Here is a 24,142-nt window from a genome sequence, read left to right as displayed (position 1 = left end):
AATTTAGGCGACTGATGCGTATATTTGGATGAAACGAATGACCTTACCTACAAAATCTAATTGATTATATCGTATGCAGGTCTTCATCGATTGGAGTATTTGGCAGCTGGATGATGGCTGTCGTACCGTATCCTGGCTCAGATTGAATATCGAACGTGCCATGATGTTTTTTCATGATTTGATAGACAATAGCTAGTCCAAGGCCTGAGCCGCCATCTTTTCTCGTACGTGCCTTATTTACTCGGTAAAATCGCTCAGAAACATGCGGAAGGTCTTCTTTTGGAATGCCGTTGCCCTCATCTGTCACTCTCAATTCAGCTTTATGTTGGTGAACTAGTAATTCAATCGAGACCGATTTTCCAGAGGGAGTGTAATGAATGGCATTGTCCAGTAAATTACGAACCACTTGTTGCAGCCGATCGCTATCGCCATACACAATACAATCCTCATCAAGTGTCCGTTTCAGATAAATGCCCTTTTGATTAGCGATAAATGCCATTTGATCAAGAACGTCATGAATCAGCTGAGCAAAGACGATTGGCTCCATCGTTAGTGGATAAGAATCTCCTTCTAGCTGTGCAAGGTCTAAAAGATCATTCACAAGCCGGCTTAAACGTGCAGCCTCATCCTGGATGATGTGCATTCCTTTTTTTTGATCAATGATCCCTTCTTCAATACCTTCAGCATATCCTTTCATATAACTTAGCGGAGTTCGAAGTTCGTGGGAGACATTCGCAAGAAATTCCCTGCGGTGCTGCTCAACCTTTTCAAGGGTAGAAGACAGTTTGTTAAAAGAGCGGCTCAGCTGGTTTAATTCATCTCCGTTTTTGGTCACAGCCATCCGTTTTGAAAAATCGCCAGATTCCATTTCCATCGCAATTTCTTTCATTTGATTAATTGTCCGAACGACTTTATTGGAGCTTTTATATCCGATAAAGAAAATCAGGAGCAGAATTAATAAAATGGATATGCCAAGTGTCAATCTGATTTGGACAAAGGGTTCATATACATCCGATAAGGGCATGGATAGAAAAATTGTCCCTGATAGCTCATCTTTGCTTGAGAAAACAGGGATGGCGATGCCAAGAATATCTTGATGAAACTGTGAGTGTTCTCTAATCAACACGACGGTTTCCCCTTGAAGGAGCTTTTGGCGTTCCTTAAACGTGATGAGGTTATCATTTGTGTTCGTATCAAAAGGAAGACCACTTGAAAGCTCCATTGGGTCATCTGTAAAAATAATGTTCGCCTGACTCGAGTCGTTAGCCCATTTTATTCTATCGGTAAAATACGTATCTTTCCCGTGTTGATGATAGATTTGTGCCAGCTTTTCACCTTGTAAACTTAAGGAATCAATCTGCTTATCAACATATAAGTGCTGGTATAAGTAATAGGTGAGGGCAAGAGCTGAGGCAGCAACGATTCCGGTCACTACAAGGATTAAGAAGAGCACTTTCTTTTTAATCGATAAAGGCTTCATTCTTCCTCCTCAAACTTATAACCGACACCCCAAACGGTTTTTATATGCCGTTCCGCTCCCTTTAATTTCAGTCTCAGCGTTTTGATATGTGTATCGACTGTTCGTAATGAGCCACTAGTAGAATGTGATTCCCACAATTTTTGATAGAGCTGTTCTCGTGAAAACACTTGGCCTTGATTGAGTAAAAGAAACATGAGCAAATCGAATTCTCTTCTAGTTAAATTAATGGGCTCCTGATGGATATAGACTTGTCTACCATCCTGATCAATCTCTATGTCACCAAACTGTATGCGGCTGCGCTTTAGCGAAAGACCTCTAATTCGTCTCAAAGTTGTTTCAATTCTTGCTGCAAGCTCACGTAGACTGAAAGGCTTCATGATGTAGTCATCCGCACCAATTTCTAGGCCTCTAATTCGATCTTCCTCATAACTTCTAGCTGTTAAGAATAAGATGGGGATTTGAGATGTTTGCCTGATACGCTGGCAGACTTCAAATCCATCCATATCAGGCATCATGATATCTAGTACTACAAGGTCAACAGGTTCTTTTTCAAGCTGACGTAAGGCATCCAATCCATTACTAGCTGTGATGATGTGAAAGCCTTGTCTTTTTAAGAAGGACCCGATTAACTCAAGCATATCGAACTCATCGTCTACGATTAAAATATGCATTTGTTCTTTCATTTCTTTTCCTCCAACACGATAGCATAAGGTCCTGATGGGACATTCAGTCGATTTTTCATCATGAATGTATGTTTATCGATAATTGATACTGAATTGTCATCTAAGTTACTCACATATATTGATGTGGTATCAGCGGTGATATAATTCGGATTTTGACCAGTTTCAACAGAAGCAAGCTGCTTATTCGTCTCTGTATCTACTTTGTATAGCGTATGATCTCCATGACAAAGTACATATAAAGTAGAAGAATTTTTCTCTGAAAAGAATGCAACAGGCATAACGCCTAGTTTTATTTCTCGCTGCTTTTTACCTGTTTGAGGGTCGTAAGCAAAAATGCTCTTATTTAAGGTGCCTGGTTTACCGTGACCACCGATCCAAATGGATTGTCCATCAAAATGAATACCAGAAGGTCGTTCAAGTACAGAGAACGTACGTATATGTTTTTCCTTCTCAATATCTATGACAGAGACAGTATGACTTTCTGCATTTAAAACAAATAAAGTACCTGACGGAGAAAGTGTCATAGAAGAAGGTAACTTTCCTGTCTTCACAGTTGCTTTTATTTTTTTACGCTGCGTATCAATAAAATAAACGACATTTTTCTGTGAATCCGCTGCAATTAAGGTGTGAGAAGCTGCATCATATGTAAGGGAAGTCAGCCCTTTATTCACATCCATATAATCTGTTGCTGTACCTTTTTTTAAATTAATTTCGATAAGCGATTCTCCTTCTTTACTAGTTGCGATGATGACGTCTTTGTTGATTTGGATAAGATCAGTGAGCGGATGTTTTAAATCAACGGAAGAGATCATTTTATTCTTTTGTAAATCAACGATTGAAAAGGAGGCTTTTTTTAATTGAGAGATGACCGCGATCGATTGAGAGCTGCCAGGTGGAGTAAACTGCTGGTCTTTTCCACAGCCTGACAGGAATAACAATAGAGCTGATAAATAGATCAAAACATATTTTACACGTTCCATTCTTCCGCTCCTTTGCGTCCTCTATTTTCAAAAAGCATACCACAAAAATTGTGAAAAAAAATCGAAGTTATCAATGCTGAAAGAGTTGAAAAACAGATCTTAGGTGGATGAATGAGGACAATTCAATTTAAAGTTCCTTTTTTGTCTAGTCATATGGCTTTTTTTCCTCTTTAAAAAAGGATTTTCAATATTTGATTCCTGTGCCAGCTATAGCTTACAGTGATAAAAATAATGAAAACTCCCCCGCTCTAAATCGACATAGAGCGCAGGGAGTCATTAGGCAGAATGCCCAGATGATGGAGAGGTAGATTTCGTTTTGACGCGTTGGGATAAAAGGAAGCCAAGGATTCCTGCGCCCATTAATACAATAAATAAAGGTTGGAAACCACTCATGATACCAATCAAAGTCGACGAAATGATACTGCCAAAATATCGAAAGGTTGAGAAAATACCAGATGCCGAACCAGATAAACTTTGATCAACAGCTGTTAAAGAAGCCATCTGCATACTTGTCATACCAATCCCTGATGAAATTCCACCTGCGACTAGTGTCACGATCAGCAGTGGTAAGGTTGGGTACTGACTCAGTGTAATTAACATGATGCCTGTTAAAGTAAGGCAGAGAAATGAAAAGCGAATCATTTTTTTCGCGCCTTTTTTTGGATGGAGTCTTGCGCCTAATAAACCGCTAAGAGACATACAAAGAGAAAATACCGATAGAATCATACCGCTTTGTGTATGAGAAAGGGCAAGTTGCTGTTCCATAAACAGTGGCATGATGAGAAGGATAGCATACATCACAAAATTACTTAGCATGATCGACAGATTCGCATTTGTAAATGAACTGTTTTTAAATAGGGACAAATCGATGATCGGATTCTTTACTTTCCGTATATGTCTAAAAAATAAAGGAATGACAATCAATGCTAGAATGCCATAAATTAAATATTCATTTAGTAGCTGGCTTTTTGAGCATAGAATGACTGTGGCAATTCCGATGGTTAAATACAATGAACCGATCATATCTACTCTTGCGTATATACGTGTATGCTTTATCTTTGGAATAAGTAAAACACCGGTGACTAGTGTAAGAAATAGGAATGGGATATTCACTAAGAATATGGAATGCCAATCAAAACTTTGAATGAGAATTGATCCAATAAAAGGCCCAAGTGCGGCACCAATACCAGCACCAAATCCAAAGTAACCCATTGTTTTAGATAGCTTTTCTGGTGAGACTGTTGCACGAATCAAAGCAATGCTATTCGGTGTTAAAATAGCCCCGCCAGCTGCTTGAATGGAGCGAAAAATGATGAGAAATGCTAGATTAGGTGCTAAAGCACAGCCAATCGAGCCGATTAAAAAGAGTGTCACTCCGGTTAAATACATGCGGCGGTGTCCGTATATATCTCCTAACTTACCAGCGATAGGCTGGGTGACCGCCATGACAATAAGATAAATCGTGACAACCCAAGTAATGTTTGAAATGGATTGATCATAATAAGTTGATATGGATGATAAAGCGACTGCGATCATCGTTGAGTTGACCGGAACTAGTATAGCTCCAAGTAACAAAGAATAGATGATCAAACTCTCTTTTTGCAATTTCAATGTGTGTATACCACCTTTTGGAAAAAAGAAGAATTCCACCCTTTAAGCGGGAGAAATTCCTCTCATGAAAATGTGTGTGTATGTCTCAATAAAATCATCTTTTTGTGTTAATACGAGCTGGAAGTCTTGCTCAAGCTGCTGAATAAAAAAACCGAAATACGTACTAATGAAAATGTCTGCATAAATGTCTTCTTTTCCTTTTAAGACATGATGCTGAGCACTCATCTTTTTGAAATATTGTATCAGCATTTCCCTTAGTTCTTGAGGATAAATTTTTTCATGACTAGTCAAATCTTTAAACATAGCCGGTTCTCGCATGCTGATATAAATAAATTCTTTTTTTGAAGTTAAATCTTCAAGGAAATATGAACCGAGAAACTTTAAATCGGTGTATAAATCGCCTTTAAATTCTGCTTCTAAGGTTTTTGTCGGTGTTGATTTCATTTTCATAATGGCAGCAATGACGCCGCGTTTGTTTTTAAAGTTGCGGAAAATAGTCGCTTCACTGACATTCGCTTTTGTGGCTATTTCTTTGGTTGTGGTTTTTTGATAGCCCTTTTCAGTTAACAAATCCATTGTTGCGCGAATGATTCGTTGATTTGTAGATTTTAACAAGCATACTCACCTCAGGTCATGAATGTGTTTGCAACAAAGTAAGTATACCGATAAAACCTATGACCGCCAATATGATCCAAAATGATAAAGTTAGGCACGTGCATGCTGTTTTAATATCTGAATGCGTCCATTGCTTCCATCTACTGTCACAAGGTCACCGGATTGAAGTGTTTCAGTCGCTATTCGGGTACCTAGGACAGCTGGCATCATATACTCTCTAGCAATAATAGCTGAATGAGACAAAATGCCTCCAGCATCGGTTATGACTGCTTTTGCATCTCTAAATAAGCTCGTCCATAAAGGTGTGGTTGTTTTGCAAACTAAAATATCATCCTTTTGAAATTGTGAGAATTCCTCAGCACATGTAATGACTTTTACTCTTCCAGAAACAATACCGCTAGATGCGCCAATTCCATAGATCATATCGCTTGTGTTGTTTTCATTTTCTCTTAATGAACCGAGCATTCTTTCTACTTGCTGCAATTCAGATTCAGTTGGGGTGCCCATATAAGCTGGTGGCTGAATGGCTTCATTTTCTTTCATGTCAATTTTTCTTTGTGCGATGACCGTATCAAATGTTGTAGACGTTGTGAGCGCTGTGTGTACCTCCTCATCGTAGAGATACCATAGATCTTCTTGATGAGGAATCGCTCCTTTTTGTACAAGAAGTTCACCAATTTTTAATAGATATACCCTGGCTTTAGCATCTAACATGGCATCAATGTAGAAGTGGTGATCATCACGGATATTAGCGGCCTGTAGAGCAAATTGATAAAGTGTCTCAAATTTCGTTTTAAACGCTTCATCCTTCACTTGGCTCATAAAATGTTCATATGTCTCTTGTCTTTTGATGACGGCTTGTGCAAATTCTTCATCAAAATCACATTGGTGTTGAATGTTGTTTCTGATGATATCTAGTATAAACTCAGGGTTTTCCGCCCATGTCTCCTCCGTAAGATCATGACTTTTAACAGATCGCCAGCCATAGACTTGAAGAAATTCCTCTAATTCCGAAATGAAGTGTCTGCCTTTTTCCGATTGAGTGAGTGCATCAAGCAGCTCTGGGTTCTTTTCATGCTTCATAAACGCTTGATGAAGTTCAGTATCTTGAAGGACACTCTTTGCAAAATCAGATAGCTTCTTGTCTGTTTCAAGAGATTTGTTCATCACGCCTATCATCATCTCATGCAGCAGGATCACTTGTGATTGATCACCAGTATACGTCACAAGCATGTCTTCAATCATAGTCGATAAAATGACTTGAGGTATGACAATATCAAAATGATCATCGTATGCTTGTATATAAAAAGTCTTTAATTTTTCGAAGCCGACGATGGCGTCTTCAATGATCATCGGTTCCTTCATTTGGCGATCGAGTTTTTCATAAAAGGGAAAGAAATTTTTCTCTAAAATCTCATACATACGTTCACTTAAATGTGGAAATAACTCAAATATGCTCTCATCAAAAACTGGTGCAGTTTCTGCACTCGCTTCAGGCAGGGACGGTGATGAATACAGGTGACCTCTATAAAGCTTGATATCTTTAATATTCAGATCAGGCACTTGATATTTTTCACCATTTTTCTTCATACCGCTTTTTAATGCTGGGATGATCAGACTTGAAAAGAGAGGACTTGTTGGGCCCGGCATATGATCGTCCATTGAGATCCAGAAATCCTGCAGCTCGTCTGGCTGCATTTGAAAAGAAGCGCCCGCTGTCTCATCTGCTGCTTTTGAGAGGACTGCAGTAATCGGCCTGGCTTGAAGTAAATAAAATGTGCCATTTGCTATTCCAAATTCGATATCGACGCTATGACCATAAAGTGTTTCTACTTGTTTGGTGATTTGCGTGATTTCTACTAATTGGTCATCATTCAGGCAAAACTGACCAGCCATTTCCTCAGTTACTGATTGTTCAATGACACCTTCTTGATAAGGTACAATTTGCAGTTCTTTCGTTCCAAGTGATTTTTCAATAGAAAGTGTCTCTTTGTCTACAATAAATGTGTCTGGTGTCACAATCCCGGAGACGATAGCTTCTCCTAGTCCGTAGCTTGCTGTGAGCATCATTTCATTTGTTTTTCCTGTTACGGGATTTTCACTAAAGATGACACCGGAGACGTCAGAATGGATCAATCCTTGAACGACAACAGCCATGAGCGGCATCTCTTCCTCGTTTTCATCCATTTCTTCCTTATATTCTGTCACTCTCGCTCCAAAATAAGAAGACCAGCATTCTTTGACAGCCTGTAAGAATTCTTCATTTGTTTTGATATTTAAATAGGTCTCGTACTGTCCTGCAAATGAGGCGCCTTCGAGATCTTCAGCAACAGAAGAGGATCGAACTGCAACTGAGGGATAAGTCTTCCGCAATGATTGAAAGGACGAAAGGAGTTCTGCTTCCATTTGAGAAGGGAACGATGCTTCTTTGATTTTGTCAGCAAGGTTTTGTTCAGTTGGATGCAGGTTGTGATATGAAAGAAAGCTTGAAAAGCTGTTGGTTTTGATAATAAATCCATCTGGGACTGGCAGGCCGTGATTGTTTAATTTGATTAAATTCAGGCCTTTTGCCCCTGCGAGTGCTGCGGATTCTTCAGCCGCATGAAATAAAACTGAATACATGGGAATGCCCCCTTATCCAAATAGCCAATGGTTTGTCTATCTCTCTATTGTTTTTAAAATGATAGTGCGCACTATCATTTTAATCATAGGATTTATTGGATGTTACTGTCAAAGACGGAAAGACCTATCTTTACAAAGGGGACATTCTCACTAATTTCCTTCTATATCTATAACAAAAGTCTCCGAACAGAAAGAAAAATAGGTGAAATTGAAAACTGTGAATTGTTCAATATGCCAATCTTTACTATAATCAAGGGAGTAGACCAAGAAGAGGGAGGGTTTATGTGATTACAAAAGCCATATTTGCACTTGTTTTTCCTTTCCTGCTCGTTATTTTATTTTCAAAGGTTACTTATAATCATTATGTGGGCATTGCATTAACAGCAGCGCTTTTATTTGCCTCGTACATGAAGGGCTATACAGAAACCTACTTTATTGTGGGATTAGATATCATTTCTTTAGTAGCTGGGGCATTATATATGGCTAAAAAAGAAATTGAAAAGAGAGAAAAGGCTGAAAAACATCATTGATATCATCATCAAGAGCGTGTTAGGCAGAAAGATGACGTTTTATAAGCTGTGCTTACGAATTCTAGTGAGTGCAGCTTTCTTTTTGTGCTCTTTTTCTGCTCATCGAATATCTCACACCAAAATGTTCCATACTAAAAGGAAGGTTTTCTTAAGAGGGTTATTTGCCATTGAAGAGAGGGTATGACTGTATTGGAAATAAAAATCAAGCAAGAGCCGAACTTTAGTTCGTATTTTTGTGTTCTTTTATGATAATATATTCATTAGATAGATTTCGTAACGAAACGGAGGCTTTGATGTGAGTGACCGCTTTGAATTAGTTTCTAACTATCAGCCCCAAGGAGACCAGCCGAAGGCGATTGAAAAGCTTGTTGAGGGGATCCATCAGGGAAAACAGCATCAAACGCTGTTAGGTGCTACAGGTACGGGAAAGACCTTTACTGTATCCAACCTGATCAAAGAAGTGAACAAACCGACACTTGTCATTGCGCATAACAAGACACTTGCCGGTCAGCTATACAGCGAGTTCAAGGAATTCTTTCCGAATAATGCTGTCGAATATTTTGTGAGTTACTATGATTATTACCAACCAGAGGCGTATGTGCCTCAGACTGATACATTTATTGAAAAGGATGCCAGCATCAATGATGAGATTGATAAACTGAGACACTCTGCTACGTCCTCGTTATTTGAGCGGAGAGATGTCATCATCATTGCCAGTGTCTCCTGTATTTATGGCTTAGGTTCGCCAGAGGAATATCGAGAGCTTGTGCTGTCTTTACGTACTGAAATGGAGATTGAACGCAATCAGCTTCTTCGTAAGCTGGTGGACATTCAGTATTCTCGTAATGATATAGATTTTCAGCGCGGAACCTTCCGAGTACGAGGAGACGTCGTTGAAATTTTCCCTGCTTCACGTGATGAGCATTGTATCAGAGTGGAGTTTTTCGGTGATGAAATTGAACGTATTCGTGAAGTGGATGCACTGACTGGAGAAATACTCGGTGATCGTGAGCATGTGGCTATTTTCCCAGCATCTCACTTCGTCACAAGAGAAGAAAAAATGGAAAAAGCAATTATTAATATTGAACAAGAGCTTGAAGAGCAGCTCGAAAAACTTGGAGATAATGAAAAATTGCTAGAAGCGCAGCGTCTTGAGCAGCGGACAAGATATGACCTTGAGATGATGAGAGAAATGGGCTTTTGTTCAGGAATCGAGAACTACTCAAGGCACCTGACCTTGCGTCCTCCTGGTTCAACACCTTACACATTGCTTGATTATTTCCCAGATGATTTTATGATTGTTGTCGATGAGTCACATGTGACAATACCGCAAATACGCGCGATGTACAACGGGGACCAAGCAAGAAAGCAAGTGTTGGTTGATCACGGATTCCGTCTGCCTTCAGCACTTGATAACAGACCGCTCACCTTTGATGAGTTTGAAAAGCATATTAATCATATTGTACATGTATCTGCCACTCCTGGTCCTTACGAGCTTGAGAAAACCCCAGAGGTTGTGGAACAAATTATTCGTCCAACAGGTTTACTTGATCCAATCATTGAAGTGCGTCCGATTGAAGGGCAAATTGATGACTTAATTGGAGAAATTCATGCGCGGGTTGAGAAAAATGAACGTGTACTCGTGACGACGCTGACGAAGAAAATGTCTGAGGATCTTACAGATTACTTAAAAGAGATCGGAATCAAGGTCAATTATCTGCATTCAGAAATTAAGACCCTTGAGCGGATTGAGATTATTCGCGATTTACGTCTCGGAAAATATGATGTGCTTGTGGGAATCAACCTTCTTCGTGAAGGACTGGATATTCCAGAGGTGTCGCTCGTAACGATTTTAGATGCAGATAAAGAAGGCTTTTTACGTTCTGAAAGATCCCTTATCCAGACGATTGGCCGGGCAGCGAGAAATTCAGAAGGCAGAGTCATTATGTATGCAGATAAAATGACCAAATCAATGGATATTGCGATTCAAGAAACGAAGCGAAGACGAGAGCAGCAAGAGGCGTATAATGAGAAATATGGAATTACTCCGCAAACCATCCATAAGAAAATCAGAGATGCCATTAAAGCAACAAAGATACATGAGGAATCGGAAGAATATGAAACAAATACAGCACCAAAGCTGTCAAAAATGAGCAAAAAAGAACGAGAAAAAGTGATCGAAAAAGTCGAGATGGAAATGAAAGATGCAGCAAAAGCGCTTGATTTTGAAAAAGCAGCAGAATTAAGAGATCTATTGCTAGAGCTAAAAGCGGAAGGATGATTGCCTGATGGCTATGGAACGAATAGAGGTGAAAGGTGCTAGAGCCCACAACCTTAAAAATATTGATGTGAATATCCCGCGTGACCAGCTAGTGGTCATCACGGGGTTATCTGGTTCAGGAAAATCGTCTCTTGCCTTTGATACCATTTATGCAGAGGGTCAGCGCAGGTACGTTGAATCTCTTTCAGCGTATGCGCGCCAATTTCTCGGTCAAATGGATAAACCGGATGTAGATGCCATTGAAGGTCTTTCTCCGGCGATTAGTATTGATCAGAAGACGACGAGCCGGAACCCTAGATCAACAGTTGGAACCGTTACTGAAATCTATGATTATTTACGACTCTTGTATGCTCGAGTTGGGAAACCTATTTGTCCGATACATGGGATTGAAATTACGTCCCAAACGATTGAGCAGATGACAGATCGTATTTTAGAATATCCAGAAAGAACGAAATTGCAAGTGCTTGCGCCGGTCGTATCTGGCCGCAAGGGAACACATGTTAAAGTACTTGATCAAATTCGAAAGCAAGGCTATGTGCGAGTAAGAGTCGATGGAGAGATGGAAGATCTATCAGAAGAGATCGAGCTTGAAAAGAACAAGAAGCATTCCATTGAAGTCGTGATTGACCGAATCGTGGTGAAGGAAGGCGTTGCGGCTCGGCTGTCTGACTCCCTTGAAACGGCGCTGCGACTAGGTGAAGGCCGTGTGATGATTGACGTGATTGGACAAGAAGAGCTGTTATTCAGTGAACATCATGCCTGTCCGCACTGCGGATTTTCTATTGGTGAGCTTGAGCCGAGAATGTTTTCATTTAATAGTCCTTTTGGTGCCTGTCCGAGCTGTGATGGGCTTGGCTCTAAACTAGAAGTTGACCCTGAGCTTGTCATTCCTAATAAGGATTTGACGTTACGACAGCATGCCATTGCCCCTTGGGAGCCGCAGAGCTCACAATACTATCCTCAGCTTCTTGAGGCAGTATGTACACATTACGGCATCGACATGGACATTCCAGTGAAAGATATACCGTCGCATTTATTCGATAAAATTTTATATGGCAGCGGCTCTGAACGGATTTATTTTAAATATGAAAATGATTTTGGTCAGGTACGTGAAAATGAAATTGAATTTGAAGGTGTTCTTCGTAACATTGAACGACGCTATAAGGAAACCAGCTCTGATTATATTCGTGAGCAAATGGAGAAGTATATGGCGAACCAGCCATGTCCGACATGTAAAGGATATCGTCTGAAAAAAGAGACGCTTGCGGTTCTGATCAATGGTAAACATATCGGAGAAATCACTGATTTGTCTGTCTCTGATGCCCTTGATTTATATGGTGAAATCGAGTTGTCTGAGAAAGATTTGCAGATTGCCCAGCTCATTTTACGGGAAATCAAAGAGCGCTTGTCCTTCTTAAATAATGTGGGATTAGATTATCTGACTTTGAGCCGGTCGGCTGGCACACTATCGGGTGGAGAGGCGCAGCGGATTCGTCTGGCGACTCAAATTGGGTCAAGGCTGACGGGTGTTCTTTATATATTAGATGAACCATCCATTGGCCTGCATCAGCGTGATAATGACCGGTTGATCGGGACATTGAAAAACATGCGCGACATCGGGAATACCCTCATTGTCGTAGAGCATGATGAGGATACAATGCTAGCCGCTGATTATTTGATTGATATTGGACCTGGAGCAGGAGTTCATGGAGGAGAAGTGATTTCAGCTGGGACGCCGGAAGAAGTCATGAAGGACAAGAAATCTTTAACAGGACAATATTTATCTGGAGAGAAATTTATCCCGCTACCGGTTGAAAGAAGAAAGTCTGACGGCCGCTACATTGAGATCAAAGGGGCAAAAGAAAACAACTTGAAAAACGTCAATGCGAAGTTCCCTCTAGGCATCTTTACAGCTGTGACCGGTGTGTCAGGTTCAGGGAAAAGTACGCTTGTGAATGAAATTCTATTAAAATCACTTGCGCAAAAACTGCACAGAGCGAAGACGAAGCCAGGACAGCACAAAGAAATCAAAGGAATGGATCACTTAGATAAGGTGATTGATATTGATCAATCTCCAATCGGTCGTACGCCGAGATCCAACCCTGCCACGTATACAGGCGTATTTGATGATGTGCGGGATGTGTTTGCACAAACCAATGAAGCAAAGGTACGAGGGTATAAAAAAGGTAGATTCAGCTTTAACGTCAAAGGTGGACGCTGTGAGGCATGTCGCGGAGATGGCATCATTAAAATCGAAATGCACTTTTTACCTGATGTGTATGTGCCTTGTGAGGTGTGCCACGGGAAACGGTATAACCGCGAGACACTTGAGGTCACATATAAAGGGAAGAACATTGCTGATGTGCTTGAAATGACCGTGGAGGACGCACTCCAATTTTTCGAGAACATCCCGAAAATTAAGCGGAAGCTTCAAACGATTTTTGATGTTGGACTAGGGTACATTACACTTGGACAGCCTGCGACGACATTGTCCGGGGGAGAGGCGCAGCGTGTGAAATTGGCATCTGAGCTTCACCGCCGTTCAAACGGAAGGTCTCTTTATATTTTAGACGAGCCGACAACAGGTCTGCATGTAGATGATATTGCCCGTTTATTAAAAGTGCTTCAGCGTTTGGTCGAAAACGGAGATACGGTGCTAGTGATTGAGCACAACCTTGATATTATTAAGGCTGCTGATTACCTCGTTGATCTCGGACCAGAGGGCGGTGCAGGCGGCGGAACGATCATTGCCTCTGGGACTCCTGAGCAAATTGCAAAAGAAAAAGCTTCTTACACTGGTCGATACTTAAAGCCTATTTTAGAGCGTGACCGTAAACGAATGAAACAGTTGGTCAAAGAAACGGAACGTGTGACATCGTCATAAGAAAAAACCCCTCTTTATCGAGGGGTTTCAGCGTGTAGACAAACCCTCGCATTCGGTGTCAGTCCTGCGTGCTGGTGCTCACGAATGTCAAATTCGCTCCGCGCCAGTACTCGTCCTTCCTAGGACTGCAAAGGTTTTCTATCACGCTGAAAAGAAGACAAAGGGCTAAAATAAAGAACATTTTAGCCCTTTGTCAACAATCTGAAACCCCTCTTTATCGAGGGGTTTTCCTTTTATTGCGCATCTTCCTTCGGCATTAAATGACTGAGTTGCGTTAAATCCTTTAAAATATGCGTGCTGCTGCTGTCGAGCAGTACTTTTAAATAACGGATATCACCATACTGTGGGTGAGACGGATGAATGGTCTCAAGCTCCCTGATCATATCGCTGTTCATGCTTTTCTGTTTCTGTATAAGGTCTAAAAGCGTTTGAGCCGTGTGATTAGTATTATGATGATCTGTCAAAATAATTACCCCCTATAATGATAATCACCATCTTTTCAACATATTTTAAAGGGTAATCCGTGAAGAATCTACACTTAGGTGCAAAAAGATGTAATTTGTGTCTAAGGTCATATGTAAATTGAATGATTTTGAAACTTTTGATACGCAATAAACGTATGAGTTAGAAAGGAATTTTCATCATGAAGGAGCGAATATATATGAATAGAGATCAGTCGATCATTGCATCAATTTGTTATTTTAGTGTATTTTTTATGCCGTTTATTGTACCGATCGTGGCATATTTTGTAGTCGACCAGAAGGAACCGAAACGGCACGCGATGCGGGCATTGTGGTCACATGTTTTGCCAGTCGCAGCGTGCGTGTTGCTGGTTTTTGGATCTATTCCATTTTTATTATCGACACAGGCAAGTGACTCACTCATGCCAGTGATCACGATGCTCATCCTGTCCTTTTTAGTCGCCATTGGCTTTTTGATCTCTGTCATTTGGAATATCATTCAAGGTATTAAAGTACTTCAATCCATCAAATCGTAGGAGGGCTTTGTATGAATGAAAAAGAACGCATCTTAAAATTAGTAGAAGACGGGACATTATCGGCAAAAGAAGCGATTACGCTGCTTGAAAAACTGGAGGAAAGTCCGTCTGTTTCATTAGAAAAATCAACGGCTGACCACACCTTTCATGAAGAAAAAGCTGGCACAGAGAGCAAAGGAACTGGTACCGAAAATCTTGGTGCAAAGCTGTTTGGCTGGTTAGATTCTGCGGTGAAAAAGGTGAAAGACGTAGATCTTGATTTGAACTTTGGGCAGTCGGTCGACGTTGAGCACATTTTTCAGTTCAAAGACGCTTCGCTCTCTCATTTAGATATTCAATTGGCGAACGGCAGTCTCAATGTGATGCCTTGGGACGATGGCGATATTCGAGCAGAATGCCATGCGAAAATCTACCGTGCAGAAGACGGAGAGCAGGCAAGACAGCAATTTCTCAATCAATTGGACTGCGGCCTCGAAGGGGATAAATTTTTTATCCGGACCGAAAAGAAGACGATGAAAGTCAATGTCACTTTATATGTACCGCGTATCCAATACGATAAAATCAAGGTTAAACTGTTTAATGGTCCGATTCGCGGGGAAAAGCTAAAGACAAAAGAACTTGCTGCGAAAACCACCAATGGTGTTGTCTCTTTTGCCTCTCTACAGGCTGAAAAGGTTGGAATTGAAACAGCAAACGGACAAATTAAACTGGCGGATCACGAGTGTGGTATGATTGAAGTAGAAACCATCAATGGGCTCATTGACCTACGCGGGAAAAGTGAATCAATTGATGCCCAAAGCTTTAACGGAAACATAGCGGTTCAGCTGTCGGATGAAAAGTGCCGTTCCATTTATGCGAAAACGACAACAGGCAGTGTGGACGTCCAGATCCCGCGTGCGTGTGCAGTGACCGCTGAGCTGAAAAGCAATCTTGGGTCTATTTCTCACGATTTGCTTGATGCAGAGATGATTAAAGAGAAAAATGAGACATTACAAAAAGAGAAAATGATCAAAGCCAACCAACAGGCAGTGAACAGTATATCCATTTTTGCAGAAACAAAAACAGGTTCAATACAAGTAAAGCACCAATCAGACAAGGAGTGATTCTACATGAAGAAGCTTTATCGTTCAGCAACAGATAAAAAAATAGCGGGTGTTGTTGGTGGACTTGCCGAATACTTAAGTGTCGATGCATCTCTGCTTCGCATTTTAACGGTCATCATCGGATTTATGACAGCATTTATGCCAATTTTCTTGGTCTACTTCATCTGGTATTTTGTTGTTCCGGAAGAAGGCACTAACTAAATGCTTAGATGGATCGTCAGTATTTTAGTCAATGCATTACTTTTAATCGTCATTGCGGGATATTTTGATTCAGGCATTCTGCCAGGGCTTGGGAGCGTATATATTGAAGGGTTTGGCGCAGCCATTGTGGCAAGTATTATTTTATCCTTGCTCAATATTTTAGTGAAGCCGTTTTTGATCATTTTAACGCTTCCAGTAACCGTCCTTACACTAGGATTGTTCTTATTTGTGATTAATGCCATCACACTTATGATGACATCAAGTTTTATGGGCGATAGTTTTAATATTGATGGGTTTGGAACGGCCATTTGGATGGCTGTCATATTATCCATTTTCCATCTGTTGATACAAAAAGGAATTGTGGAGCCGTTAGCGAAAAAAAGCTAACGGTTTTTTTGACCCATTTTGTATCGTTTCTCCGTTTCATCTGACATAAAAACTTCCTTCAGGAGACACAATATCCGAAGGGAGGCGGTGCACGATGGTGAACATGAGCAGACAAATCATGCTTTTATGTTTTTTTATCATTCTTTTTTGTTTCAATCAGCCTGCTTCAGCAGGGCCTTTTATTCAAACACAAGTCAATATACCGGACAAGCCTTTTTCTCCTTTTATCTTTGATCCCTTTCATGTGGATGTTCGTCCAGTTCTAGGGGAAAAAAGCCGTGATCTCCAGTTTCGTGCGTCTATTACGGATCCGGAACAAATTTTGTCTGCGAACTTGTATTATAAACAAAGTGATGAGCTAGGGTACCGTTTGATCCCAATGGAACGGCTGCCAGGTATGAAGCCAGAATTTACCGCGAAAATTCCGCCAGATCAATTATGGAATTCAACCGTTCGTTACTATACAGAGTTTCTTACGCAAAAGTCCGTGATCAAAACGGCAGAACAATCTGTCCACTTAAATGGATTTGAAGAGGATCTTTCGCGCATTCCGGACTTAGTCATCACAGAAATTGTTGTCAATTCAAAAAATCGCAAAGGCAAAGATGCATTTGAATTTATTGAGGTATATAACACAACACATGAGCCTATCTCTCTTAAACATTATCAGCTTCGCTATCGCAATCCTGCACAAGGAACTGAAATGGATGATGTGTATTCCTTTCACACAAATCCAGTCACTCTTTCACCTGGAAAACCGTATGTTTTCTGGCTGAGGAAAAAAGGACAGGAGCATTTAACTGTAGCGGACTTCAATGCTATGTACAAAAGTCAATTAAAAGAGGGAGAGCATGTATCTGTCATCGAAAGCAAAGGGCTGTCCAACTCTAAATCCCGTCTTGTTTCCATCACAACAAATATAGGGGAGGAGATTTCTTCAGCAGCATTTCGTTTGAAGCCTTCATGGTTTAGTGAGCATAAATCTTTGCTGTTCAAATATCCAATGGACGGTACTTCGCAAATGAAGCTGATCTCGAATATTGAAGAAGAGCCTACGCCTGGAAAAGTGCTAAAAGCACAAATTCCATCTGAGAAAAAAGAAATTTCTCAAGATATCCATAAACCTGTGATTGAAGATATGACAGTGAGGAAACCAGTGAAACCAACTGAAAGCATAGAGATTAAAGCAGATGTACAGGATGATCAGGTCGTCAAAACCGTCAAGCTTCGCTATCGAACAAATCGGAAAGATGATTTTAAGGAGATACTGCTTCAAAAAGATCATAACGACCGGTTATTTCATCATATTATTTACTCACCTGTGTTGATTGGTAAAGAACAATTGGAATATCAGCTTGAAGCGTCAGACGGTGAAAATACAGCAATGACGATGAAAAAAATAATTGATGTGGAGCAAGTTAGCAAAGCTCATGGCCTTCGATTCAATGTAGAAGAAGGAGATACGGTTTCAGGATTATTTCCATTAAAAGCAACGTCTGATCAGAAAAAAAGCATTGAATTATTGATAGATGGAAAGCGGAATCAGCAAGTGTTTTCTGCCCTTGAAGCAGATCCATATATTGCATTTGATGTCAAAGGGACAAATTTATATTTTAAAAATGGTGTGTCCATAGGTAAGCACTTACTTTCTATTTTTGATGATTCGACAAAAGTGTATCGTACCTATACAATGCCAATACCAGAAGCAGAGATGAAAAAAGAAGGTCTCCAAACAATCTCTTTCCATGCTGGAACAAAGACTTCTCCAGTAGACCGGCTGCCTGGAGAGAATCACGATGATTTTGAATTAAAAAACGTCCGGATGATTTTGTCGAATGGAACTCAAATTCCTCCAATCAATGCAAAGCCGGAAAAAGAATGGAGAATGGGTGACAGTGGTAACGCCAAAAAGGTCAGAACATTTCAATTTGAAATACCAAAAGAAGCTTATGTTTCAACGTTTATGAAGTGGGATACAAGAAGGTTGAAAGAGGGGCCGCACCTGATTGAGGCCAAAACCTCAGACGAGCATGCATCTGTACATGTGATGGTCGATAATACAGGTCCAAAAATTAAGACCAATGTCCAAACAAACGATCCATATAAAGGAGCCTTTACGTTAAAAGCAAACGTAACGGATCGCTGGAGTGACATAGAGGAGATGAAGGCATATGTAGATGGCAAGCCAATTTCGTTGCCATACCAGACGTCCTCTAGCGAATTAAACCCGGGGGAGCACACGTTGACAATTAAAGCAAAAGATGCAGCAGGGAACTTGACGACGGTGAAAAAGGAATTCAAAACGGTGCATGAACACCCTGAGCCACCAGAACGTGTAGCAGATAAGACGAAAATGAAATCGTCAAAGCAAACTGTGCTCACCAAGGACCCAACGAATGATAAGCTGGATTATTCCTTTTACCGTGCGTATCAATATACATCGTTGCATCCATCAATGAACATTTTGAAATATGCAGCGGAGACAGAACCGCCAAAGAGCTTTAACGAAAAAGGAGAAATGATTTTTTCTCATGAAGAAAGGAATCGCATTGCATTTGCTGATGGTAAGTCAGTTGAAACGAAGGATTTACATCGTTTTCCCTATCATCGTTTTCAAATCAAGGTTCATCAAGATGTACGTGAAAAGGATGTCGTCGAAGCGATATGGAAAGGGAGTTCATTGACAGGGAGAAAGGTGACCATGTATGCATGGAATCATCAGCAAGAAAAGTGGGATAAAATTACTCATCATTTTGCTAAGAATCAAAAGGAATTTTACCTGAAAGGACTGCTGTCCGTCAGACAGTACATGAAGAATCATACGTTTGATTTGCTTGTACAGGATGAAATCAGTAAAGCGCAAAAGCCATATAAGATGGTTTGGATGTCTGACACACAATATTATGCAAAGAGCTATCCCCATATCTTTAAACAAATGGTCGAGTGGATCAGAGACCAGAGAGAAAAGTTAAACATTCAATATGTGTTCCATACAGGTGACATTGTGGATGATTCAAAAGATAAACAATGGCAACGAGCCGATACGTTTATGCGCGTGTTAGATGAGCATCAGATTCCTTATGGTGTTTTAGCAGGAAATCATGATGTTCGACATAAGGACGGTTTTTATGCGGAATATGGGAAATATTTCGGTGAGAAACGCTTTGCAAATAAACCGTACTATGGTGAATCCTATCAAAACAATCGAGGTCATTATGATCTCATCTCTGCCGGTGGCAATGATTATATGATGGTATACATGGGCTGGGGGATTAAGCAAGATGAAATTGATTGGTTGAACCGTGTGATTTCTGAGCATCCAGACCGTATCGTCATTTTAAATTTCCATGAGTATTTGTTGGTCAGTGGCAACCGCAGTCCGATTGGCGAGCTCATCTTCCATCAGGTAGTGAAACGTCATCCAAATATAGTGGCGGTATTTAGCGGTCACTATCACGGAGCGAGCAGGAAAGTAGATGAGCTTGACGATGACAAGGATGGTAAAGTAGACCGGAAAGTATATCAAATACTCGCCGATTATCAGTCAGGACCTGAAGGTGGACAAGGGTTTATGCGATTGATAACAGCCGATCAAGAAAAAAACCAGCTTCATTTTACGACATACTCGCCTTACATGAATCAAGAGCATTTCTACGATCCTAAAACGTATGGAGATCAGGATGAATTTTCAATCGATGTGGATTTGACGCCGAAAATGAAATCTGTCAAAACCAACTATTTTGAACTCAATGTGTACACAAATGTTTTGATAGGAGAGGCGCGCGGCGTAAAAAGCGGCAAAAAAGCGAGCTTTGAGTGGAAAGGCTTAAAGCCAAACGAAGACTATTATTGGTACACCGTAGCAAAAGATCGTTTTCAAGGAAAAGCGATTTCACCGATATGGAAAATTCATACAAAAAATGATCGTGAAGAAACATTTCTTAGGAAATAAAAACAGTGCTCCTTTTATAAGGGCACTGTTTATCTTTCCATTGTATGAATGAGCTTGTAACGATCTCCTCTATAAACGGAAAGAACATATTCAAACGGAATATCATTCTGAAAATAAGTCGTTCTTGCGATTGAGAGCACGGGATCGCCTGTTGAAATAGACAGCACGTGTGCTTCTTCATTTGAAGCAACATTCGCTTCAAGCTCTTGTTTTGCATGAGCAATTGTAAGGCCTGTTTGAGTCTCTATATATTCATATATAGAGCCAGTTAAATGTTCTCTTGTTAAATCTCCTGCAAATGCTTCAGGGATATAGCTCGTTTCAATCGCCATCGGTTCATCATTTGCGAGGCGTATCCGTTTGAGTTCAAATATATCATCGCCATTTGACAGTTGTAAGACAGGCAGCAAGTGATCTGGACAGACGGTTTTTGTGAAATCAATCAGCTGGCTTGAAGCTTTAAGACCACGCTGACGCATATCCTCTGTAAAGCTTGTTAAACCTTGAAGCGGCTGTTCAAATTTTTTTCGGCTCACAAAGGTGCCTTTTCCTTTTTGTCGATACAAATATCCTTCGTTCACAAGATTCGATAAGGCTTGTCTGACAGTCATTCGACTTATACCAAAGCGTTCGGCATATTCTCTTTCAGAAGGAATGAGTGTATCAGGTGCTAATGTTCCATCCTCAATCTGTTTTTTCAAATTCTCCATAATCTGATGGTACATCGGAATAGGTGACTGCTTATCAATAAACATGTGAAAATCCTCTCGTGTTTAGCTTTAGCGTAGTGAACCAGCTTCTCGATCAATCAAAATCGTCACATCTTCATGAAGTTTCAGAGCAGATGCTGGGAAGTCTGGATGTATCTCAGTCTGTTCTAAATATTGTATCACTTCCGCTTTTGATTTTCCTGATGCAAGAAGGAGAATCTTTTTACTAGAAAGAATGCTCGCAATGCCCATGGTGATGGCATGTGTAGGCACTTCATCAATAGAAGAAAAGTATCTTGCATTGGCCTGCCGGGTATTTTCATCTAGTTGCACGACATGAGTCTTTGAGTTAAACGGAGTACCGGGCTCGTTAAAACCAATATGTCCATTTTGACCGATTCCAAGAAGTTGAAGGTCGATGCCGCCTATGTTTTGAATGAGCTGATCATATCTTAAGCATTCCTTTTCTAAATCAGGTGTAGCGCCATTTGGAAGGAAATACTGATCCTGTGGAAGATCAATATGATCAAATAAATGACGTTTCATATAGGTCATATAACTATTTTCATGATCTGAATCAAGCCCTGCATATTCATCTAAATTGACTGTTTTTGTTTGTTTGAAAGACAATTGTTGTGATTGATGAAGGTGAATTAACTCTTGATACGTATCAAGAGGTGTACCGCCCGTTGCCAGGCCGAGTACGGCATCTGGTTTAGAAGCGATTGTGCGCGCGATCAGGGCTGCTGCTTCTTTTCCTAATTGTTCTTTATCTTCAAATTCAATGATGTTCATTAGTGGTTGGCCTCCTTTTTCTCAAAGACGATTTGTCCATGGCAGATCGTCATCATTAGTTCACCAGACTCATCCCAGATCACAAGGTCTGCTTGTTTTCCAACTTCAATCGAACCAAGCTGCTGATCAAGTCCTAGCTGAATGGCTGCATTAGTTGAGGTCATCTTTGCTATCTCTGTCCATTCACAATGTGTGATCTGTTTCATTCGTTTGACGCCATCTTTCATTCGCAGAATTGATCCTGCAAGTGTACCATCTGCCAGTAAAGCTTTTTCGCCGCTGACTGTGACTGTTTGGCCCCCAAATTCATACGTGCCATTTCCAAGTCCTTTTGCGCGCATCGAGTCTGTGATCATCATTAAACGATCACTTCCTTTTGCCAAATACGCCAGCTTGATGGCAAGTGGATGGGAGTGTATCCCATCCGTAATCAGCTCAGTATGGAGATCCTTGTTTGTAAGAGCAGCTCCTACAGCGTTTGGTTCACGATGCTGAAACGAACTCAGTGCATTATAAAGATGTGTGACATGGCGTGCACCATGCTTTGCTGCTAATTCAATCATGTCATGTTGGGCATTCGTATGTCCAATAGAAGGAATAATGTTTTTTTCTTGCAACAAGGAAAGAAAAGCAAAATCAGGGTCTTCCTCAGGTGCGAACGTGACGATTCGAATAAGCTGTTCAGAAGCATCCAGCCATTTTTCAAAAAGAGGGCGATCGGGCTGCTTTATCCATTGAACAGGCTGTGCCCCTGCTTTATCTTTAGAAATAAAAGGACCTTCAAGATGGATACCTAAACATTGTGCCTGAACGCCTGCTTGTTCTTCATTGTATTGTTTCCACTGGGCGACATTTTTAAGTGCTTGCTCTATCTCATGATGGTTTTGAGTGATGGTTGTGGCTAAAAAACTTGTCGTTCCTTCTGATGGTAAGTTGTCAGCGAGTGTATTCATGGCTTCTGATGTCGCATCCATCATATCTGCTCCATATCCGCCATGGATGTGAATATCAATCATTCCGGGAAGTAAATAAAAGTTTTCCCGGGAAATATATACTTTTTCATAATTTCCTGTCGGTGGTGTTGTTGAAATATAGTCAATCTTGCCGCCGCGTAAACCGACAAAACCGTTTGCAATCATTTCGGTCTTTGTCACAATATGAATATTGGAGAGCAATAAAGAGTTGCTCATGATTGTGCCCCCTTTAGTCATTGTCTTTGACTTAGTTTACCCTTTTTAAGTATAGTTGTCTATACCAGTAAATGAACGGAAACAGGATCAGGATAAAATACTGTTTTGGGATCATCATTGAAAGTGATAAAATAGAGCTGTATTTCTGAATCGCCTGTGATAAAAGGAGGAAGAAGCGTGCCGAAAGTTCGTACGAAGGACATAATGGAACAATTTCATCTTGAACTGGTAAGTGGGGAAGAAGGGATTAATCGTCCCATTACAATCAGTGATCTTTCCAGACCAGGTATTGAAATGGCTGGTTATTTTACATATTACCCAAAAGAAAGAGTTCAACTTTTAGGGAAAACAGAGCTTTCTTTTTTTGAACAGCTCCCAGAACGCGAACGAAAGCAGAGAATGATGTCTCTTTGTACTGATATTACCCCTGCAATTATTTTGTCACGAGATCGTGAAGTGCCGAAGGAATTAATTGAAGCTTCAAATGAAAATGGCGTACCTGTGTTACGTTCAAGCCTAAAAACGACAAGACTGTCGAGTCGTTTGACCAACTTTTTAGAAAGCAAGCTTGCACCAACGACTGCTATTCATGGTGTGCTCGTAGATGTATATGGTGTAGGTGTATTGTTAATTGGAAAAAGCGGAGTAGGAAAAAGTGAAACAGCCTTAGAATTAGTGAAGAGAGGACACAGGCTGGTCGCAGATGATTGTGTAGAAATCCGTCAAGAGGATCAGGATACGTTAGTCGGAAGCGCACCAGAGCTGATTGAACATCTTTTAGAAATCCGCGGGTTAGGCATTATTAATGTGATGACCTTATTTGGAGCTGGGGCTGTCAGAAGCTATAAGAGAATTACGATTGTGATGAATCTTGAGCTTTGGGAACAAGGCAAACAGTACGATCGTTTAGGACTTGAAGAAGAGAAGATGCGAATCATCGATACAGATGTACCGAAGCTGACCATCCCTGTCCGGCCCGGGCGAAACTTAGCGGTTATCATTGAGGTGGCTGCGATGAACTTCAGGTTAAAACGCATGGGACATAATGCGGCGGAACAATTTACAAGTAAACTAGCCGATGTCATTGAAGACAATGGCCAAGATGAATAGGAGTTGTCTAT

The 24,142-nt window shown here is 40.6% G+C and carries 19 protein-coding genes; 9 read left to right on the top strand and 10 right to left on the bottom strand.

Annotated features, from left to right (window positions below; translation table 11 throughout):
* Positions 1-64 precede the first annotated feature (64 nt).
* The 6 genes from MHI11_RS17880 to MHI11_RS17855 form a co-directional block, all read right to left on the bottom strand.
* Positions 65-1,480, bottom strand: a complete 1,416-nt coding sequence (locus MHI11_RS17880; RefSeq protein WP_044139357.1) for a HAMP domain-containing sensor histidine kinase — start codon at positions 1,478-1,480, stop codon at positions 65-67.
* Entirely contained in the window at positions 1,477-2,163 is a 687-nt protein-coding gene (locus MHI11_RS17875) for a response regulator transcription factor (protein WP_044139358.1), read from the bottom strand. The genes MHI11_RS17880 and MHI11_RS17875 overlap by 4 nt, the downstream gene beginning before the upstream one ends.
* Complete coding sequence (locus MHI11_RS17870) at positions 2,160-3,143, bottom strand: YncE family protein (protein ID WP_044139359.1); 984 nt, start codon at positions 3,141-3,143, stop codon at positions 2,160-2,162. Before MHI11_RS17870 ends, MHI11_RS17875 begins: the two co-directional genes overlap by 4 nt.
* Before the next feature lie 276 nt (positions 3,144-3,419).
* A complete protein-coding gene (locus tag MHI11_RS17865; protein WP_340961889.1) occupies positions 3,420-4,754 on the bottom strand; it encodes an MFS transporter in 1,335 nt (444 codons plus the stop codon).
* 42 nt (positions 4,755-4,796) lie between these two features.
* Positions 4,797-5,369 (bottom strand): TetR/AcrR family transcriptional regulator, encoded by a 573-nt coding sequence (locus MHI11_RS17860; protein WP_060597371.1) that lies wholly within the window; start codon positions 5,367-5,369, stop codon positions 4,797-4,799.
* 90 nt (positions 5,370-5,459) lie between these two features.
* Positions 5,460-7,991 (bottom strand): PEP/pyruvate-binding domain-containing protein, encoded by a 2,532-nt coding sequence (locus MHI11_RS17855; protein WP_044139362.1) that lies wholly within the window; start codon positions 7,989-7,991, stop codon positions 5,460-5,462.
* Positions 7,992-8,275: 284 nt separating this feature from the next.
* Between MHI11_RS17855 and MHI11_RS17850 the strand changes: the two genes are divergently transcribed.
* The 3 genes from MHI11_RS17850 (at position 8,276) to uvrA (ending at position 13,686) form a co-directional block, all read left to right on the top strand.
* The gene (locus tag MHI11_RS17850; protein WP_012011392.1) at positions 8,276-8,521 is read left to right on the top strand and encodes a CsbA family protein; all 246 of its coding nucleotides are present in this window, start codon (positions 8,276-8,278) and stop codon (positions 8,519-8,521) included.
* 295 nt (positions 8,522-8,816) lie between these two features.
* Positions 8,817-10,802 (top strand): excinuclease ABC subunit UvrB, encoded by a 1,986-nt coding sequence (gene uvrB, locus MHI11_RS17845; RefSeq protein WP_340961886.1) that lies wholly within the window; start codon positions 8,817-8,819, stop codon positions 10,800-10,802.
* Positions 10,803-10,809: 7 nt separating this feature from the next.
* Positions 10,810-13,686, top strand: coding sequence for an excinuclease ABC subunit UvrA (gene uvrA / locus MHI11_RS17840; RefSeq protein WP_044139365.1), 2,877 nt, complete (start codon positions 10,810-10,812; stop codon positions 13,684-13,686).
* A gap of 233 nt (positions 13,687-13,919) precedes the next feature.
* Here uvrA and MHI11_RS17835 read toward each other — a convergent pair whose 3' ends face one another.
* Positions 13,920-14,150, bottom strand: coding sequence for a hypothetical protein (locus MHI11_RS17835; RefSeq protein ID WP_003213489.1), 231 nt, complete (start codon positions 14,148-14,150; stop codon positions 13,920-13,922).
* Between the two features lie 197 nt (positions 14,151-14,347).
* Between MHI11_RS17835 and MHI11_RS17830 the strand changes: the two genes are divergently transcribed.
* From MHI11_RS17830 to MHI11_RS17810, 5 genes are all read left to right on the top strand, one after another.
* Positions 14,348-14,683 (top strand): membrane protein, encoded by a 336-nt coding sequence (locus MHI11_RS17830; protein WP_044139366.1) that lies wholly within the window; start codon positions 14,348-14,350, stop codon positions 14,681-14,683.
* Positions 14,684-14,694: 11 nt separating this feature from the next.
* Positions 14,695-15,786 carry a DUF4097 family beta strand repeat-containing protein gene (locus MHI11_RS17825; RefSeq protein ID WP_044139367.1) on the top strand — a complete coding sequence of 364 codons (1,092 nt, stop codon included), beginning with the start codon at positions 14,695-14,697 and terminating at the stop codon, positions 15,784-15,786.
* 6 nt (positions 15,787-15,792) lie between these two features.
* The gene (locus MHI11_RS17820; protein WP_044139369.1) at positions 15,793-15,987 is read left to right on the top strand and encodes a PspC domain-containing protein; all 195 of its coding nucleotides are present in this window, start codon (positions 15,793-15,795) and stop codon (positions 15,985-15,987) included.
* A complete protein-coding gene (locus tag MHI11_RS17815) occupies positions 15,988-16,374 on the top strand; it encodes a phage holin family protein (RefSeq protein WP_003213568.1) in 387 nt (128 codons plus the stop codon). It abuts the gene before it with no gap.
* Positions 16,375-16,468: 94 nt separating this feature from the next.
* Entirely contained in the window at positions 16,469-20,326 is a 3,858-nt protein-coding gene (locus tag MHI11_RS17810) for a metallophosphoesterase (RefSeq protein ID WP_340961880.1), read from the top strand.
* A gap of 29 nt (positions 20,327-20,355) precedes the next feature.
* Here the strand turns inward: MHI11_RS17810 and MHI11_RS17805 are convergent, their stop codons facing one another.
* From MHI11_RS17805 to nagA, 3 genes are read right to left on the bottom strand one after another with little or no spacing between them, the layout of a single operon-like run.
* Positions 20,356-21,081 (bottom strand): GntR family transcriptional regulator, encoded by a 726-nt coding sequence (locus MHI11_RS17805; RefSeq protein ID WP_251190772.1) that lies wholly within the window; start codon positions 21,079-21,081, stop codon positions 20,356-20,358.
* Positions 21,082-21,105: 24 nt separating this feature from the next.
* Positions 21,106-21,831, bottom strand: coding sequence for a glucosamine-6-phosphate deaminase (nagB, locus tag MHI11_RS17800; protein WP_044139373.1), 726 nt, complete (start codon positions 21,829-21,831; stop codon positions 21,106-21,108).
* Positions 21,831-23,021 carry an N-acetylglucosamine-6-phosphate deacetylase gene (nagA, locus tag MHI11_RS17795; RefSeq protein ID WP_340961876.1) on the bottom strand — a complete coding sequence of 397 codons (1,191 nt, stop codon included), beginning with the start codon at positions 23,019-23,021 and terminating at the stop codon, positions 21,831-21,833. Before nagA ends, nagB begins: the two co-directional genes overlap by 1 nt.
* Positions 23,022-23,198: 177 nt before the next feature.
* On the opposite strand from nagA, the gene hprK reads away from it, so the two are divergent.
* The gene (hprK, locus tag MHI11_RS17790) at positions 23,199-24,131 is read left to right on the top strand and encodes an HPr(Ser) kinase/phosphatase (RefSeq protein WP_003212943.1); all 933 of its coding nucleotides are present in this window, start codon (positions 23,199-23,201) and stop codon (positions 24,129-24,131) included.
* The last annotated feature ends 11 nt before the right edge of the window (positions 24,132-24,142 follow it).

The sequence above is a fragment of the Bacillus sp. FSL K6-3312 genome (assembly GCF_038007485.1).
Classification (GTDB): Bacteria; Bacillota; Bacilli; order Bacillales; family Bacillaceae; genus Bacillus; species Bacillus pumilus.
Note: the sequence above shows the minus strand (reverse complement) of the source record. Positions and strands in the feature narration are given on the sequence as shown.